Raw genomic sequence first — 15,486 nt, forward strand, 5'->3', positions numbered from 1 at the left:
TGGCAGGGGGGCGCTGCCCCCTCGGCCCGTTCCGGGCCTCACCCCCGGAGGTATTTGGACCAAGAAGAAGCAGCAGGCTCGCTTTCTTGTTCTTCTTCTTGGTCCAAATACCTCCGGGGTCCGGGGCAGAGCCCCGGCTCAGTCCGCCACGGGCGGCGTGCCGTGGGTGTGGAAAGTCTCGATGGTCTTGAGGCCCCAGGCCTGACCCTTCCTGCGGTCGGCTTCGGTCCAGCAGACCGGTTGCCAGTCGGGGGCGAGGATCAGGCGGGCGCCGGCGTTGGCCAGTTCGACCCGGTTGCCCGCCGGTTCCCAGACATAGAGGAAGAAGGTGCCCTGGATGGCGTGCTTGTGCGGGCCGGTTTCGATGTGGACGCCGTTCTGCAGGAAGATGTCGGCGGCGCGCAGGATGTCTTCGCGCTGGTCGGTGGCGTAGGTGATGTGGTGCAGGCGGGCGTTGCCGCGCCCGTGCTCCTCGGTGCAGGCGAGGTCGTAGGTCTTGTTGTTGACGGTGAACCAGCAGCCACCGATCCGGCCGTTGTCCAGCTGGATGTATTCCGTCACCCGGCTGCCGAGGCAGGTTTCCATGAAGCGGCGGAATTCGGTCACGTCGCTGGACAGCAGGTTGAGGTGATCCAGCCGGCGCGGTGCGGCGCCGGTGAAGGCGGAGGCGGTGTTCTTCAGCGCGGCGCGGTCGGCGTCCCGTTGCGGCTCGAACCAGCGGGTGTCGTAGTAGAGTTCGAAGACATGGCCGAAGGGGTCCTCGAACCGGAAGGCCCGTCCGTGACCGAGGTCGCCGTCGACCCAGCCGTGGGTCGTGTAGCCCGAGGCTTCGATGACCGAGACGCGGCGCTCCAGGGCTTCGGGCGAGGCGCAGCGGTAGCCGATGTGGCCCACCCCTGTCGTCCGGGCGCGGGTGAGTTTCAGCGTGTGAAACTCGTAGTCGTCCCAGGCGCGCAGGTAGGCGCTGGTCTCGTCTTCGCGCGACAGGTGCAACCCGTAGACGCGGGTGAAGAAGTCGAGGCTCTCGTCGTATTTGTCGGTCAGCATTTCCACATGGCCGAGGTGGGCGATGTCGAAGCTCGGGTTGGTCACGGTCATCTGTATTCCCCTCCCTCAGAGGCTGTCCACGCAGCGCGGGAACACGCTTTGGAAGCCCTCCGCATACTGGCAATCGCGCCCGCCGGACTGGCCGCCCGAGTTGCGCTTGAAATGGTTGGCGCGTTGCTGGGCGACGCGGGTGTAGTAGTCCCACAGGTGGACCTGGCCGTTCATGTGTTCCATGGCGCGGCGCTTCTTGTCCCAGACGGGCGTGATGTCGAGGAAGGTGTCGGGCTTCCATCCCATCTGCTCGGTCTGGTGCGGTTCGAAGAGGTAAAGCTGCGGCGCGCCCAGCACCTTTTCACCGGGGTTGTGGCCCCAAGCCTGCGCGATCATGCGGGCCTCCAGCGCGACCTGCGTCATGTACATGTGGTCGGTGTTGTAGGGGTCATACTGGCTGTGGGACATCATCCACGAGGGTTGCACGGCGCGGATCAGATCGACCAGCCTGAACTTGTCGTCCCGATCGAGGTGCAGCGGGTAGTCGCCCAGATCGAAGCATTCCAGCCGCGTGACCCCCAGCGCGTCCGCCGCCGCCTCTGCCTCGGCGCGGCGGATGGCCTTGACCTCGTCCAGCGATTTGCCTTCCTTCCAGAGCCGCGCGCTCTCGCCGCGTTCGCCGAAGGACAGGCAGGCCACGGTGACCTCGACCCCCTGTTCGGCGTGCAGCGCGATGGCGCCGCCACAGCGCCAGACGAAATCAGCGGCGTGGGCCGAGATGACGAGGGCGGTTCGGGGTGATGTCATGAGGGCTCTCCGGCTGTAGATGCCGTGCAGGCATCCCATGGCATTGCGCTGCGGCGCAATTTCATTTCCGCGTTGGTTGGATAAGTTTTGGCTATAGCCGGTGGTCCGGGCCGCTGGCGCGTGGCAACAGGGGAACCAGTGGGACAAGGCGGGGATTCGGATGCTGTCGCGCAATCTCAGGCATTTTCGGGTGTTCCTCGCGGTGGCGGACCTGCAGTCTCCGACGCTGGCGGCAGAGCGGTGCCGCGTGTCGCAGCCCGCCGTCACGCAATCGCTGACCAAGCTGGAACGGGAGGCGGGCGGCGCCTTGTTCGATCGCACGCGGCAGGGGTTTTTCCTGACCGAGCGGGGCCGGCTGCTGGACGGGCGTCTGCGCCGCGCGATGGAGCGGCTGGATGTTGCGCTGGGCGATGTGTCGCCACGCCTTGTGCTGACCGCGAGCGCCCCGCAGTTGCAGGCGCTGATCACCATGACGGAGGCGCAGAACTTCACGCTTGCCGCGCGGGCGCTGGGCGTGGCGCAGCCCACGGTCCATCGCGCCATCACCCAGCTGGAGCGCGATGCCGTCCGGGCACTGTTCGAGCGCACGTCCTTTGGCATGGTGCCCGTCCGGGCCTGCCAGGATCTGGCGCAGGCGGCGCGGCTGGCGTTCACGGAATTCGATCAGGCGGAATCCGAACTTGCGGACTTTGACGGGCGCGAGGTGGGGCGGATCGTGATCGGGGCGCTGCCGCTGTCGCGCTCCGTGGTGCTGCCGCAGGCGCTGGCCCGGTTCCGGCTGCTGCGGCCAAAGCAGCGGATCACGGTGATCGACGGCACCTATGATGCGTTGCTGGCCAGGCTGAGGCGGGGCGAGATCGACGTATTGATCGGCGCGATGCGTGATCCGCTGCCCATCGGGGACGTGGTGCAGGAGACGCTGTTCGATGACGGGCTGGTGGTGCTGGCGCGGCCCGGGCACGTGCTGTGCGGCGGCCCCGTGGATCTGGATGTGCTGGTGCAGCACCCCTGGGCGGTGCCGCGTCCCGGCACCCCCTCGCGCGAGCAGTTCGACGCGCTGTTCGAAAGCCGACGGCTGGCGCTGCCGGACAGTCTGGTGGAATGCGGCTCTATCCTGATGATGCGCGAGCTGTTGCGGCGCTCGGACCTGCTGGGCTGCATCTCGGCGCGGCAGGCCGAAGCGGAGGTGGCGGCGGGGCTTCTGGTGCCTCTGGACGTGCGGGTGGACTGGCCCGCGCGCGCCATCGGGTTGACCACACGGGCGGGTTGGCTGCCGACGGCGGCGCAGGCGCAGTTCATAAGCCAGCTGCGCGCCGCCGCCGCCGATCTGGCGCCGCTATAGCGCAGGCTTATCCCGCAGCCGCCGCCTTGAATTGGCCATGGCGCCGATCTCTCTGGCACGTCCGATGGCACCATTCATCCCCCGTGCGGGGGACCATCGGGAGGACCCACCATGCGTATCGTCACCACCCTCTGTGCCGCCGCCAGCCTGTTGTCCGGCGTCTGGGCCACCAGCGCCCTGGCCGAGGAACTGAGCTTTGCCAACTTCATGCCGCCGGGGCATCCCTACGTTGCGGGCGCGTTCCAGCCCTTTGCCGACAGGGTGGCCGAGAAGACCGGCGGCGAGGTGACAGTCAAGCTGTACAACGGCGGCGAACTGGGGCCGGGGCCGGTGGAGCAGGTGAACCGCGCCATGGACGGCGTGGCGGATTTCGCCATTTCGCTGCCGGGCTACACCGCCTCGTCCTTTCCGCTGACACTGAGCGCCGAACTGCCGGGTGTCACGCGGACCGAGACCGGGACGCAGGACCTGTGGGACAACATCGACCTGTTGAAGGGTGAATACCGCCGCGTGGAGCTGGTGTCGCTGTGGTCGTCGGCGCCCAACGTGCTGTACACCCGTGACAAGGCCGTGCGTGCGCCCGAGGACGTGAAGGGGATGAACATCCGCGTGCCCTCGCGCAATGCGGGCCTGCAGGTGGAGGCATGGGGCGCGAACCCGGTGTCCATGCCGGTGACGGAAATCTACAACGCGATGCAGACCGGCGTGATCGACGGCGCGATGATCGACACCACGGCGACACGCCCCTTTCGGTTGGGCGAAGTGGCGAAATTCCTGACGCTGGGCTTTGACGCGACCAATTCGCCGTTCTTCATCGTGGCGAACCGCGATGCCTTTGGCGGGTTGAGCGACGACCAGCAGGCCGCGGTTCTGGAGGCCGGCAAGGAAGCGTCCTTTCTGGCCAACCAGACCCAGCTGAAGGTGGCCGAGGGCGGGATCGCGGCCTTCGAGGACATGGGCGGCGAGGTGATCCGCCTGTCGGACGCCGAGGCCGAGGCCTTCAACACGCTGTCCGCGCCCATCGTGGGGCAGGTGGTCGCCGAGACCGGCGCAGGCGCGCAGGCCATCGTCGATGCGATGAAGGCCGAGTGATGGCAGGGGTTGCACCTGCTGCACCCGCCTGGGCAAGGTCACTTGCCCGGGCGCCGCTGTGGCTGGCGGTGGGGGCGGGGCTGTGCCTTCTGGCCATGGTCGTCACCGTCTGCGCGGGTGTCGTGCTGCGCTATGCCTTTGGGGCACCGCTTCTGGGCGTGAACGAGATCGTGCAACTGATCGCCGTGGCGCTGGCCATGCTGGCGCTGCCCTTGACCACCGCCGGGAACCATCACGTCCGGGTCGATCTGTTCGACAGGCCGCTGGGTCGCCGGGGGCGGGCGTTCGGGGATGTCCTGGCGCGTGTGCTGTCAGTGACGGTGCTGTGGCACCTGTGTCAACGCGCCTGGGACAAGGCCGCCGAGGCCGCCGCGTTCGGTGACGTGACCAATATGCTGGAGCTGCCGCTCTGGCCGGTCTACGGCGCGATCTTTGCGGGCATGGCGTTGTGCGCACTGGTCTTTGGCGCGCAGATCGGGGCGCTTTTGCTGGGATGGACCCATGACTGACGTAATGATCGGCGTGCTGGGCATTGGCGGGCTGTTCGCGCTGATGATCCTGCGCACGCCCGTGGCCTTTGCCATGCTGCTGACCGGCTTTTTCGGCGTCTGGTGGATGGACGGGCTGCGCCGCGCTTCGGCGATCCTGTTCACCGAGACCTATTCGAGCGTGTCGAACTACAACCTGATCGTCGTGCCGATGTTCGTCCTGCTGGGCAATATCGCCTCCGAGGCGGGGTTTTCCCGCGCGCTTTACGACGCCGCACATGCCTGGGTCGGGCGGTTCCGGGGTGGGCTGGCCTCGGCCTCGGTCATCGGCTGCGCGGCGTTTTCCGCCGTGTCGGGGTCGTCGGTGGCGACCGCCGTCACCATCGGACGCGTCGCTCTGCCAGAGATGAAACGGTTCGGCTATGCCTCCGGGCTGGCCACCGGGGCCGTCGCGGCGGGGGGCACACTGGGCTTCCTGATCCCGCCCTCTACCGGGTTCGTGATCTACGCCATCCTGACCGAGGAAAGCATCGGGCGGCTGTTCATGGCGGGTATCCTGCCGGGGCTGCTGATGTCGGTGCTGTTCATCGTGGCCATCTGGGTGGTGACATGGCGCGATCCGTCCAGGGGGCCGCGCGGCGAGGCGGTGCCTTTTGCGCAGCGGTTCGCGCTGTTCCTGAAAGCCGCGCCTTTGCTGGCGGTGATCCTCGTCAGCATCGGGGGCATCTACCTGGGCATGTTCACCCCGGTCGAGGCGTCGGGCATCGGTGCGGGCCTCGTGATCCTGCTGGCATTGGCCACGGGCAAGCTGAACAGGTTCGCCTTCACCAAAGCGGTGGGGGACACGGTCAAGACCTCGGCCATGCTGTACATGATCGTCGTCGGTGCGAACGTGCTGAACCCCTTTCTGGCCATCACCGACATTCCGGCGGCGCTGGGGCACATGCTGACGGCCTTTGGCCTTGGCCCCTATGGCACGCTGGTGGTCATCCTGCTCAGCTACGTGGTGCTGGGGATGTTCCTTGACGGGCTGGCGATGCTGGTGGTGACGATCCCGATTTACTACCCGGTGATCCTTGGACTCGGGTTCGACCCGATCTGGTTCGGAGTGGTGGCGGTGATCGTGATCGAAATGGGCATGATTACGCCTCCGGTCGGGCTGAACGTCTTTGTCGTGCGCGGCGTGGCGGGGGATGTGCCGCTGGCGACGGTCTTTGCCGGGGTGGTTCCCTTTCTGATCGCCATGATCGTGACCTTGCTGGCGATCATCGCGGTGCCGGGGATCGCGCTCTGGATCCCCGACAGCATGTTTGGCTGAGGGCGCCTGCGCTATTCGCCGCGCGGGTAGCGGGCGTTTTCCTCGACCACGTTGAGGTCCATGTGGTTGCGCATGTAGCGCTCGGAGGCCTTTTGCAGCGGCTGGTAGTCCCACGGGAAATACTGGCCGTTGCGCAGCGCCTCGTAGACCACCCAGCGCCGCGCCTGGCTTTTGCGGACATCGGCGTCGAATTGTTCGAGGTTCCAGCGCGCGTCGGCCATGGTGCGGAACTGTGTCAGGGTTTCCGCATGGGCGGGGTCGCCTGCGAGGTTCGTCAGCTCGTGCGGATCGGCGTCCAGGTCGAACAGCTGCTCGGGGTCCAGCGCGCAGCGGGTGTATTTCCACCGGCCTTCGCGCAGGGCGACGAGCGGTGCATAAGACGCCTCGGCGGCATATTCCATCGCCACCGGGCCGCGCGCAACGCCATTGGCTACGGGGAGCAGCGACTGGCCCTCGGTCCAGGGCATGACCTCGGACATGTCCACGCCCGCCAGATCACACAGCGTCGGGCAGACGTCGATGTTGCTGACCGGCGTATCAACGCGGCCTGCGGGGACCTGCGGGGCGCAGACCATCAGCGGGACGCGCGCCGAGCCTTCGAAGAAGTTCATCTTGAACCACAAGCCGCGCTCGCCCAGCATGTCGCCGTGATCCGAGACGAAGAGGATCGCGGTGTCCTCCTCCTGCCGGGTGCCGCGCAGGGCCTCCATGATCTCGCCGATCTTGTCGTCGAGATACGAGATATTGGCGAAATAGGCGCGGCGCGAGCGGCGGATGTCATCCTCGGAGATGTCGAAGTTGCGCCAGTCGTTGGCGTCGAAGATGCGTTTCGAATGGGCGTCCTGATTGTCATAGCCCAGATCGCCGACCTCGGGCATCAGATGGGCGCAATCCTCGTAAAGATCCCAGTACTTGCGCCGCGCCACGTAGGGGTCGTGCGGGTGGGTGAAGCTGACGGTGAGGCACCACGGGCGGTCGTCGTGGCGGCGGCCAAGGTCATAGATCTTGCGCGTGGCGTGGTAGGCGACCTCGTCGTCGTACTCCAGCTGGTTGGTGATCTCGGCCACGCCCGAGCCGGTGACCGAGCCCATGTTGTGATACCACCAGTCGATGCGCTCGCCGGGTTTGCGGTAGTCGGGCGTCCAGCCGAAATCGGGCGGGTAGACGTCGGTGGTCAGGCGTTCCTCGAAACCGTGCAGCTGGTCGGCGCCGACAAAGTGCATCTTGCCCGAGAGGCAGGTGTGGTAGCCCGCGCGGCGCAGGTGGTGGGCGTAGGTCGGGATGCTCGACGCGAACTCGGCGGCATTGTCATAGACGCCCGTGACCGAGGGCAACTGCCCCGACATGAAGGACGCCCGCCCCGGCGCGCACAGCGGCGAGGCGGTGTAGCTGTTCCGGAACCGCGCGGACCGGTCGGCAAGGGCGCGGATGTTCGGGACATGCAGGAAGTCCGCAGGGCCGTCCGGGAACAGCGTTCCGTTCAGCTGGTCGACCATGATGATGAGGATGTTGGGGCGGCGCGTGGGGGTCATGATGTCCTTGCAAGGCATGAGGTCGTCGGCGGGATTCTACCGCGCCCGGCGCGCGCCGTCGCGGCAATTCGTCGGAAAGAAGATATTCGCAATGGCACGGGTGTCGCCGGGACGTTACCCATACAGGGCAAAGACGTCTTGGGGATACGTGTTATGCCAGACATTCGGAATCCTTATGCCAACCTTGGGCGCTACAGCGCCGATCTGTGCCTGTTCCTTCTGGTCGCGCGCAGCGGGCAGCTGTCGGCGGCGGCGCGCGAGGCGGGGTTGTCGCAGCCGCGCCTGAGCCAGCGGATGCGGGCGCTGGAGGACAGTCTGGGCCGCAGGCTTCTGGTGCGCGAACGGCGCGGCGTGTCGCTGTCCCCGGACGGCGTGGCCCTGATGGCCGCGCTGAATGGTCCCCTGACCGAGGCGTCCGATGCCTTTGACCGCTATTCCCGCGAGCGGGGACGGGCCGAGGTGGTGATCCTGACCGACATCGCCTTTGCCAGCTTCTTGCTGCTGCCGGAGTTCGCCTCGCTGAACGCGGCTTTTCCGGGGGTGGCGATTTCGGTGCTGACCCGGCAGATGCCCGACCCGCGCGAGGTGCCGGGGGCCGATCTGGTGATCCGCATGGAGGACTGTTCCGCGCCGGGGCCAGCGTTCGGATCAGGGGGTGTGCTGCTGTTTCGCGAAACGGTTTCGGCGGTGTGCAGCCCGGACTATGCCGCGCGGCATCCGGGGATGCGGGCGGCGGACCTGCCCAAGGCGACGTTCATCGACCTTGCGGCGCGGGAGGACGCGCCGTGGTACAGCCTGCGGCAATGGCTGGCGGAACTGGGCGTCGACTTGGGCCAGCGGCGCGAGGTGATCGCCTTCAACTCCTTCGACCACGTGATCCGTGCGGCGCGGTCGGGATTGGGCGTGGCGCTGTGCTGGGAGGGGCTGGTGGACCTCGATGCGCCCGATGCAGGGCTGGTGCGCGCGGTGCCGGAGCGGCTGCAAAGCCGCCGGGGCTACGTGCTGCGGGCAGTGTCGGGCCGGTCCAACCCGGATGCGGGCCGGGTGCTGGACTGGCTGCGCCAGACCTTTGCGCGGGGCTAGAGGGCCTTTACCACAAAGACGGCGTCGACCAGCGTCGCCACATCGCCGCCCCGCAGGCGGGCGACGTTGACGCGACCGCCCTTGACCACATGGATGCCGTGATCGCGGGTCAGGGCCTCTTCCTCGGCGGTGGTCACGGGCAGGAGCGAGAACATGCCGCGCTGACCGGCGAGGAAATCTAGGTCGTCGCGGTTGTGCCGCGCGCGGGCCTCGCGCACGATGTCCTGCCGCACTCCGGCGACGCGGGTGCGCATGGCGTCCAGCTCCCCGAGCCACAGGGCTTTCAGAGCGGAGTCGCCCAGGATGGTCCGCACAACCGATGCGCCATGGTCCGGCGCGTGCGAGGTGTTGGACCGGATGATCGCCGTGATGGCGCGTTTGACCCGCGCGCGCTGCGCGGGCCGTGTTTTCAGGAACAGCGCCCCGGCGCGGTCGCGGTAGATGCCAAAGCTTTTCGACAGGGTGATGCAGACGATGCTCTCGTCAAAGCGCGCCAGCACCTTGCGCGCCATCTGGCAATCGGCGTCAAAGCTGTCGGCAAACCCGAGGTAGGCGAGGTCGATCCACGGCACGATGCCGCGCGCCTCCAGCAGATCGAGCAGCGCGTCGAACTGTTCCGGCGTCATGTCGGCGCCGGTCGGGTTGTGGCAGACACCCTGGACAAGGAACAGATCGCCGGGGCGGGCGGCCTTCAGCCCGTCGAGCATGGCGTCAAAGGTGACCTGGGCGCGCGCCTGATCGTAGTAGGGCACCGCCTGCCAGGGCGTTCCGGCGGCGTTCAGGATCGGGATGTAGTTGCCGTAGGTGGGTGTCTGCACCCAGACCGTCGGGCGCGACGGCATCTGCGCCAAGAGGTCCGCCGCCACCCGCAGCGCCACCGCGCCGCCCGCCGTCTGCGCCGTCACCACCCCGTCGTGCAGCGACCCGAACAGGGCGTCGCCCAGCGTGTCACAATAGGCCGCATCGCCGGTCAGCGCGGTGTAGGCCTTGGTCTCCTGGCGTTCGACCAGCAGCCGTTCCGCCTGTTTGACGGCGTTCAGGACGGGGGTGCGCCCCTCGGCGTCTTCGTAGATGCCGACGGTCAGGTTCAGCTTGTCCTTGCGCGGGTCCTGCGCGAAGAGGTCCATGCCGATCATGATCGGGTCGACGGGGTAGTCCTCGACGGCTTCGAACATCGCTCAGAACCGGGTGACGACGGTGGCGCCAACCGACTGGAAACTGTCCATGGAGGTCAGCGCCTCCACCGACTCCTCGAGGCTGATCTGCCGCCCCACCAGCCGCGCCGGGTCCATTTTCCCGGACGAGATCATCTCCATCATCGCGCCATAGCGATGCGCCTGCATGCCGTGTGATCCGAGGATTTCCAGCTCCCAGCCGATGACGCGGGCCATGGGGACAGCGGGCGTGGCGTGGTCTGCCAGCATCAGCCCGACCTGCACATGCTTGCCGCGCCGCCGCAGGGAATTGACCGAGTTGAAGCAGGTCGCCGGGTGCCCCAGCGCGTCGAGCGAGACATGCGCGCCGCCCTTGGTCACTTCGTGCACGGCCTCCGCCACATCGGCCACGGTTGCGCCATTCACACAGGCCACTGCGCCCAGATCACGTGCCAGCGCCAGCTTGGCCTCGTCGATGTCGATGGCCACGACATTCGCGCCCAAGGCCGTTGCGATCATCACCGCCGACAGGCCGACGCCGCCGCAGCCATGCACCGCCACCCATTGTCCCGCGCCCGCGCGGCCCTGGTCCACCACCGCCCGGAAAGAGGTGGCAAAACGGCAGCCGAGGCTCGCCGCCGTGGCAAAGGACATGTCCTCGGGCAGCGCCACGAGGTTCAGGTCGGCCTTGTGCAGGCCAACGTATTCCGCAAACGAGCCCCAATGGGTGAAGCCCGGCTGGAACTGCGCGTGGCAGACCTGCTGGTGTCCGGCGTGGCATTCCGGGCAGGACCCGCAGCCGCCGACGAAGGGAACGGTGACGCGGTCGCCCACCTTCCAGTTGCGCACGTCCTTGCCCACCGCCTGCACGGTTCCGGCCAGCTCGTGTCCGGGGATATGCGGCAGCTCGATATCCGGGTCGTGCCCCATCCAACCGTGCCAGTCGCTGCGGCAGACGCCGGTGGCCTCGACCTTCAGCACGACGCCATGAGGTTCGGGCGTGGGATCCTCTACCGTGACCACTTTGGGGGCGGTCTGGAAGGACTCGTAAAGGACGGCTTTCATCTATCGGGCTCCGCGAGAGGGTCTTGGAACTGCAACTGCACCTTGATCGCCTGCGTCCGGTCGGAGGCGAGGTCAAAGGCGGCGACGGCATCCGTCAGGGGCAGCGTATGGGTGATGAGCGGCGTCACGTCCAGACGCCCCGCCTGCATCATCGTCACGGCGGTGAAATACTCGGCGTGAAAGCGGAAGGAGCCGCGCAGCTCGATCTCCTTGGCGGTCATGGCCTGCACAGGCAGGGTCATGTCGCCGCCAAGCCCCAGTTGCATCACCACCGCGCCGGGACGCAGGGCCGGGATCGCGCCCGCCAGCGCCACCGCCGCGCCGGAGCATTCGAACATCACGTCGAAATGGCCCTTGTTGGCGGTGTAGCGCCCCAGCGCCTCGCGGTCCTCGGCCACGTTGTGCGTGGCGTCGGCGCCGACCTCGCGCGCCTTGTCCAGCGTGAAGGGGGCCATGTCGGTGGCGACGATCTCGGCCGCGCCCGCCGCGCGGGCCACCAGTACCGCCAGCTGCCCGATGGGGCCGCAGCCGGTGACCAGCACGCGCTTGCCCATCAGGTCGCCCGCGCGTTTCGCGGCGTGCAGGACCACCGACAGCGGTTCCGCCATCGCGGCCTCGCCTGCGGTCAGGCCATCGGCCACGGCACATTGCCGCGCGTCGGCGACGATGTATTCGCGGAACGCCCCATGAATATGCGGAAAGGGCATGGCAGAGCCGTAGAACCGCATGTCGACGCAGTGGTTGTGCCGCCCTTCGAGACAGTAGGCACAGGCGTAGCAGGGCCGCGAAGGCGACACCGCCACCAGTGCGCCGGTGGGCAGGTCGACGTCCGCGCCCAAGGCCTCGATCCGGCCCGAGACCTCGTGGCCAAGGATCATCGGCTCTTTCAACCGCACCACGCCGAAACCGCCGTGATTGTAGTAATGCAGGTCAGAGCCGCAGATGCCGCCGCGCTCCATGCGGATCAGCACCTCGCCGGGGCCGGGCGTCGGCATGTCACGCTCCTCGATGCGGATGTCACGGGCGGCGTGGGCGACGAGGGTCTTCATGGCGGAACTTCCGGCTGGGGTCGGTTGCGCGGGACGCTATCGCTAACATGTAAGGTCCGCAACCGCCCGCTGCACAGCCTTTGGGCACCGGACGCACTGCGGCGATCCGGCCCGGCCTGCGCGGTGGCGCGGCGGCGCTTGCTGCGTTAACACTTTGACCAACAGCAAAGGGGCAGGGGGCGACATGCATATCTTTCGGGTGCGGGTCTACTACGAAGACACCGACATGGCGGGCATCGTCTATCATGCCAATTACCTGAAATTCATCGAACGCGCCCGGTCCGACTGGGTCAAGCAGCAGGGCCTTGACCAGAACGAGATGCGCGAGAAGGACGGCATCGTGTTTGTCGTGCGGCGGATCGAGGCGGATTACCTCGCAACGGCGAAATACGACGACCTGCTGGAAATCCGCACCCTGACGAAAAGCATGACCGGCGTGCGGCTGGTGATGACGCAGGAGGTCTGTCGCGGCGAAGAGGTCCTGTTCAGGGCCGAGGTCACGGCGGTCTGCGTCACGACCGACGGGCATCCCACGCGGCTGCCACTGAAGTTGCGCCGCCACGTCCACTGAGCCGCTGCGTCGGAAGCAGGCCCCGATCTGGCCCCGATCTGGCCCCGATCAGTCTCCGATCAGGCCCGGATCGCGACAGCGGACGAGCGGGGGCGCGGCGACGTGCGTCTCGTGGCGAAGTCGAGGTCCGGATCGGCGAACCATGCGCAGTTCCGACCATCTTCCTTTGCGGCATATAGCGCCTGATCTGCGCGCTCGACCAATTGGTCCAGCGTCATGCCGTCATTTGCTCCGGGTGCCGTGACGCCGATCGACACGGTGAAATCGGGAATGGCCGAGGGGCGGTTCCCGATGGCCAGCGTCGTGCGCAGGCGTTCCGCCCAGACGACGCCCGAAATGGCGGGGGCGCGGTTCAGGATGACAAGGAACTCCTCCCCGCCCCAACGCGCGGAAAAGTCCGAGATCCTCAGCGTGTTCCGCACGCACTCTGCCAGCCACTTCAGGGCTTCGTCGCCGGTGGGGTGGCCCAGACGGTCATTGATCTGCTTGAAGTGGTCGATGTCGATCAGGAGAACGCAATGTGACTGCCCCTCTTGCGCAATGTCGTCATAGAACCGCTTCGCGGCACGACGCGTGGCGAGTTGGGTGAGGTGGTCGCGGTCTGCTTCGTCTCTGAGCGCGGTGTGTCGCTGCCCGGCCTCGCTGAGCAGATCGGCGAACTTGACCGAGAACCAGAACGACATGACCCAGGTCAGCAGCATCTGGCCGGAGTGGATCAGCGGGTAGAAGCTGGCGCCAGGAAGGTCGAAGAGGCGCAGGCCCAGAAGCATCGCGATGTCGGCCACCAGCCACAGCGCGATCTGCAATCGCAGCAGGCGTCCCGCGCGGTTCTCGGCGAGGAACAGACGCACCGGGTGCCGCCGCGCCAGCCGCCGCAGCGAGGCCATCCACAGCCCGGTGAACCCCAGTGCCGTGGTCAGCGCCATCTCGCCATGGAAATGCGGCGAGCCAAGAACGAGGCCGTTCAACGCGATGATGGCGGGCACGAGGGACAGCAGCAGGATGCGCGACGCGATACCGGGGATGCGGGCCAGGGCGATCTGGGCAAGGCCCAGCATGCCAAAGGCCAGCGCCGTGTTGCCTCCCGTTTTCCTGAGCCAGTCGTCGGGTGCGATTGCATCCGCGAAACTGGCGGAGATGGGCGTCAGGGCGACGAGGCACAGCACGGCCATCCAGACGGCCAGTTCCAGCTTGCGCGCGGGCCGGTTGGGTCTTTGCATCAGCAGGGCGGCCAGCGACATCACCATCAAAAGCAGCGTCAGAGGGTTCGTGCGGGGGTGATGGTCCAGGAGCGACATCTTCAATTGCCAGCCGGTCGCGTAGTCGACCAGCACGAGGCACACGGCGGCAACCGTCAGCGCCAGACCGTATTGCCGCAGGTTCTCGACCAGCCGAAGGGCGGTGCGTGGTCCGTTTGTCCGCCGACGGACTGTCATGGGGGCAACGAGCCTGTCGAGCATAATCGTCCAGTCAAAATTCCGGAGTGTCGGCGTAAAGGAATAGGTTACCAAAGTTACCGAAACATTAACGGCTTTACGTAAATTGCGAGTCACGTCAGTTGCAGTCGCCTTACGCGCGATTGGCGGGCTGGATCTCCTGTTCGATCCTGCCAGATTCGGCGGCGATTTGCTCAAACCCCGGTATTTCGGCGCGCTTGCGCCAATCCCATGGTGTTCGCTCTGCAAATCGGATAAATCGGAGGGTAATCAGAGCCTCGAAAGACGCACTCAGACCGCGTCATGACAGGGGCCGACAGGAAAGAGCAGGTTCATGGAAGCAGATGTTGCCACCCTCGCGCAGGGGATCGATTTCTCGTTTTTCGGTTTGTTCGCGCGCGCCACGCTGACGGTGAAGATCGTGATGATGATGCTCATCGCGGCCTCGGTCTGGTCGTGGGCGATCATCATCGAGAAATTTGTCACCTACCGCAAAGCGCGCCTCGAAGCGCAGGCCTTTGATCGCATGTTCTGGTCGGGCGAGCCGCTGGACGAGCTGTTCGACCAGCTCGGGCCGGAACCGGACGGGCGCTCGGAACGGGTGTTTGCCGCCGGCATGATCGAATGGCGCCGCTCGCACCGCGAGGACGGCGGGCTGATCGCCAACGCCCAAAGCCGCATTGACCGCTCCATGGACGTGGCCATCACCAAGGAAGCCGATGCGCTGCAAAAGGGCCTGCCGGTCCTGGCCACCGTCGGCTCCACCTCGCCCTTCATCGGCCTCTTCGGCACGGTCTTCGGCATCATGCACTCGTTCATCCAGATCGCCGAAAGCCAGAACACCTCGCTTGTCGTCGTGGCCCCCGGCATCGCCGAGGCGCTGCTGGCCACCGGTCTCGGCCTTCTTGCCGCCATCCCGGCCGTCATCTTCTACAACAAGTTCAGCGCCGACTCCGACCGCATCGTCGGCAACTACGAGGCCTTCGCCGACGAGTTCTCGACCATCCTTTCCCGCCAGCTGGATTCCTGAGCCATGGGCGCGGGTGTCATGAAAGGCGGCGGGGGCGGCGGCAAGCGTCGCGGACGCCGCCGTTCGAAGTCGGGAACCATGTCCGAGATCAACGTCACGCCGTTTGTCGACGTGATGCTGGTGCTGCTCATCATCTTCATGGTGGCGGCCCCCATGCTGACGGTCGGGGTGCCGGTGGAACTGCCGAAAACCGCCGCGCAGGCGCTGCCGCAGGACACCGAGGAACCTCTTTCGGTCACGCTCCAGCAGGACGGCACGGTGCTCATCATGAACACCGAGGTCCCGCGTGAGGATCTGGTCAACCGGCTGCGCGCCATCGCCGCCGAACGGGCCGACGACCGCGTCTACCTGCGCGCCGACGGCACCGTGCCTTACGAAGCAGTGGCCCAGGTGATGGGCGCGCTCAACGCGGGTGGCTTCTCCTCCATCGGTCTGGTGACCGACGTGGGCGGCCCCGCGCTGAACGGCGGGAACTGAGGTC

The 15,486-nt window shown here is 66.8% G+C and carries 15 protein-coding genes; 8 read left to right on the top strand and 7 right to left on the bottom strand.

What is annotated here, in order from left to right:
- Positions 1 to 138: 138 nt before the first annotated feature.
- Both ACP16H_RS04980 and ACP16H_RS04985 read right to left on the bottom strand, forming a co-directional pair.
- Positions 139 to 1,098, bottom strand: coding sequence for a VOC family protein (locus ACP16H_RS04980; RefSeq protein WP_425071161.1), 960 nt, complete (start codon positions 1,096 to 1,098; stop codon positions 139 to 141).
- Positions 1,099 to 1,113: 15 nt separating this feature from the next.
- The gene (locus ACP16H_RS04985) at positions 1,114 to 1,845 is read right to left on the bottom strand and encodes a PIG-L deacetylase family protein (RefSeq protein ID WP_425071162.1); all 732 of its coding nucleotides are present in this window, start codon (positions 1,843 to 1,845) and stop codon (positions 1,114 to 1,116) included.
- Positions 1,846 to 2,005: 160 nt separating this feature from the next.
- On the opposite strand from ACP16H_RS04985, the gene ACP16H_RS04990 reads away from it, so the two are divergent.
- The 4 genes from ACP16H_RS04990 to ACP16H_RS05005 all read left to right on the top strand — a co-directional run bounded on the left by ACP16H_RS04990 (position 2,006) and on the right by ACP16H_RS05005 (position 6,085).
- Positions 2,006 to 3,187, top strand: a complete 1,182-nt coding sequence (locus tag ACP16H_RS04990) for a LysR family transcriptional regulator (protein WP_425071163.1) — start codon at positions 2,006 to 2,008, stop codon at positions 3,185 to 3,187.
- A gap of 111 nt (positions 3,188 to 3,298) precedes the next feature.
- Entirely contained in the window at positions 3,299 to 4,279 is a 981-nt protein-coding gene (locus ACP16H_RS04995; protein ID WP_425071164.1) for a TRAP transporter substrate-binding protein, read from the top strand.
- Positions 4,279 to 4,788, top strand: coding sequence for a TRAP transporter small permease (locus ACP16H_RS05000; protein ID WP_425071165.1), 510 nt, complete (start codon positions 4,279 to 4,281; stop codon positions 4,786 to 4,788). Before ACP16H_RS04995 ends, ACP16H_RS05000 begins: the two co-directional genes overlap by 1 nt.
- The gene (locus ACP16H_RS05005) at positions 4,781 to 6,085 is read left to right on the top strand and encodes a TRAP transporter large permease (protein ID WP_425071166.1); all 1,305 of its coding nucleotides are present in this window, start codon (positions 4,781 to 4,783) and stop codon (positions 6,083 to 6,085) included. Before ACP16H_RS05000 ends, ACP16H_RS05005 begins: the two co-directional genes overlap by 8 nt.
- Positions 6,086 to 6,096: 11 nt before the next feature.
- On the opposite strand, the gene betC is transcribed toward ACP16H_RS05005, so the two are convergent.
- Positions 6,097 to 7,617: a choline-sulfatase gene (gene betC, locus ACP16H_RS05010; RefSeq protein ID WP_425071167.1), complete on the bottom strand. Its 1,521-nt coding sequence runs from the start codon at positions 7,615 to 7,617 to the stop codon at positions 6,097 to 6,099.
- Between the two features lie 153 nt (positions 7,618 to 7,770).
- Between betC and ACP16H_RS05015 the strand changes: the two genes are divergently transcribed.
- Positions 7,771 to 8,700 (top strand): LysR family transcriptional regulator, encoded by a 930-nt coding sequence (locus ACP16H_RS05015; RefSeq protein ID WP_425071168.1) that lies wholly within the window; start codon positions 7,771 to 7,773, stop codon positions 8,698 to 8,700.
- On the opposite strand, the gene ACP16H_RS05020 is transcribed toward ACP16H_RS05015, so the two are convergent.
- From ACP16H_RS05020 to ACP16H_RS05030, 3 genes are read right to left on the bottom strand one after another with little or no spacing between them, the layout of a single operon-like run.
- Positions 8,697 to 9,875 carry an aromatic amino acid transaminase gene (locus ACP16H_RS05020; RefSeq protein WP_425071169.1) on the bottom strand — a complete coding sequence of 393 codons (1,179 nt, stop codon included), beginning with the start codon at positions 9,873 to 9,875 and terminating at the stop codon, positions 8,697 to 8,699. The two genes, ACP16H_RS05015 and ACP16H_RS05020, sit on opposite strands and share 4 nt — an antisense overlap.
- 3 nt (positions 9,876 to 9,878) lie before the next feature.
- Positions 9,879 to 10,919, bottom strand: a complete 1,041-nt coding sequence (locus ACP16H_RS05025) for a zinc-dependent alcohol dehydrogenase family protein (protein WP_425071170.1) — start codon at positions 10,917 to 10,919, stop codon at positions 9,879 to 9,881.
- A complete protein-coding gene (locus ACP16H_RS05030; RefSeq protein WP_425071171.1) occupies positions 10,916 to 11,968 on the bottom strand; it encodes an L-idonate 5-dehydrogenase in 1,053 nt (350 codons plus the stop codon). The genes ACP16H_RS05025 and ACP16H_RS05030 overlap by 4 nt, the downstream gene beginning before the upstream one ends.
- A 184-nt stretch (positions 11,969 to 12,152) precedes the next feature.
- On the opposite strand from ACP16H_RS05030, the gene ybgC reads away from it, so the two are divergent.
- Complete coding sequence (gene ybgC, locus ACP16H_RS05035; RefSeq protein WP_425071172.1) at positions 12,153 to 12,539, top strand: tol-pal system-associated acyl-CoA thioesterase; 387 nt, start codon at positions 12,153 to 12,155, stop codon at positions 12,537 to 12,539.
- Between the two features lie 59 nt (positions 12,540 to 12,598).
- On the opposite strand, the gene ACP16H_RS05040 is transcribed toward ybgC, so the two are convergent.
- Positions 12,599 to 13,975, bottom strand: coding sequence for a diguanylate cyclase (locus ACP16H_RS05040; RefSeq protein ID WP_425071173.1), 1,377 nt, complete (start codon positions 13,973 to 13,975; stop codon positions 12,599 to 12,601).
- 334 nt (positions 13,976 to 14,309) lie between these two features.
- Between ACP16H_RS05040 and tolQ the strand changes: the two genes are divergently transcribed.
- Positions 14,310 to 15,005 carry a protein TolQ gene (tolQ, locus tag ACP16H_RS05045; protein ID WP_425071174.1) on the top strand — a complete coding sequence of 232 codons (696 nt, stop codon included), beginning with the start codon at positions 14,310 to 14,312 and terminating at the stop codon, positions 15,003 to 15,005.
- A gap of 3 nt (positions 15,006 to 15,008) precedes the next feature.
- The gene (gene tolR / locus ACP16H_RS05050; RefSeq protein ID WP_425071175.1) at positions 15,009 to 15,482 is read left to right on the top strand and encodes a protein TolR; all 474 of its coding nucleotides are present in this window, start codon (positions 15,009 to 15,011) and stop codon (positions 15,480 to 15,482) included.
- Positions 15,483 to 15,486 lie beyond the last annotated feature (4 nt).

The organism is Sagittula sp. S175 (genome assembly GCF_049800975.1).
Classification (GTDB): Bacteria; Pseudomonadota; Alphaproteobacteria; order Rhodobacterales; family Rhodobacteraceae; genus Sagittula.

Coding starts and splice junctions, on each gene's coding strand:
- ACP16H_RS04980 (WP_425071161.1), bottom strand. CDS start 1,098: ATGACCGTGACCAACCCGAGCTTCGACATCGCCCACCTCGGCCATGTG.
- ACP16H_RS04985 (WP_425071162.1), bottom strand. CDS start 1,845: ATGACATCACCCCGAACCGCCCTCGTCATCTCGGCCCACGCCGCTGAT.
- ACP16H_RS04990 (WP_425071163.1), top strand. CDS start 2,006: ATGCTGTCGCGCAATCTCAGGCATTTTCGGGTGTTCCTCGCGGTGGCG.
- ACP16H_RS04995 (WP_425071164.1), top strand. CDS start 3,299: ATGCGTATCGTCACCACCCTCTGTGCCGCCGCCAGCCTGTTGTCCGGC.
- ACP16H_RS05000 (WP_425071165.1), top strand. CDS start 4,279: ATGGCAGGGGTTGCACCTGCTGCACCCGCCTGGGCAAGGTCACTTGCC.
- ACP16H_RS05005 (WP_425071166.1), top strand. CDS start 4,781: ATGACTGACGTAATGATCGGCGTGCTGGGCATTGGCGGGCTGTTCGCG.
- betC (WP_425071167.1), bottom strand. CDS start 7,617: ATGACCCCCACGCGCCGCCCCAACATCCTCATCATCATGGTCGACCAG.
- ACP16H_RS05015 (WP_425071168.1), top strand. CDS start 7,771: ATGCCAGACATTCGGAATCCTTATGCCAACCTTGGGCGCTACAGCGCC.
- ACP16H_RS05020 (WP_425071169.1), bottom strand. CDS start 9,875: ATGTTCGAAGCCGTCGAGGACTACCCCGTCGACCCGATCATGATCGGC.
- ACP16H_RS05025 (WP_425071170.1), bottom strand. CDS start 10,919: ATGAAAGCCGTCCTTTACGAGTCCTTCCAGACCGCCCCCAAAGTGGTC.
- ACP16H_RS05030 (WP_425071171.1), bottom strand. CDS start 11,968: ATGAAGACCCTCGTCGCCCACGCCGCCCGTGACATCCGCATCGAGGAG.
- ybgC (WP_425071172.1), top strand. CDS start 12,153: ATGCATATCTTTCGGGTGCGGGTCTACTACGAAGACACCGACATGGCG.
- ACP16H_RS05040 (WP_425071173.1), bottom strand. CDS start 13,975: ATGACAGTCCGTCGGCGGACAAACGGACCACGCACCGCCCTTCGGCTG.
- tolQ (WP_425071174.1), top strand. CDS start 14,310: ATGGAAGCAGATGTTGCCACCCTCGCGCAGGGGATCGATTTCTCGTTT.
- tolR (WP_425071175.1), top strand. CDS start 15,009: ATGGGCGCGGGTGTCATGAAAGGCGGCGGGGGCGGCGGCAAGCGTCGC.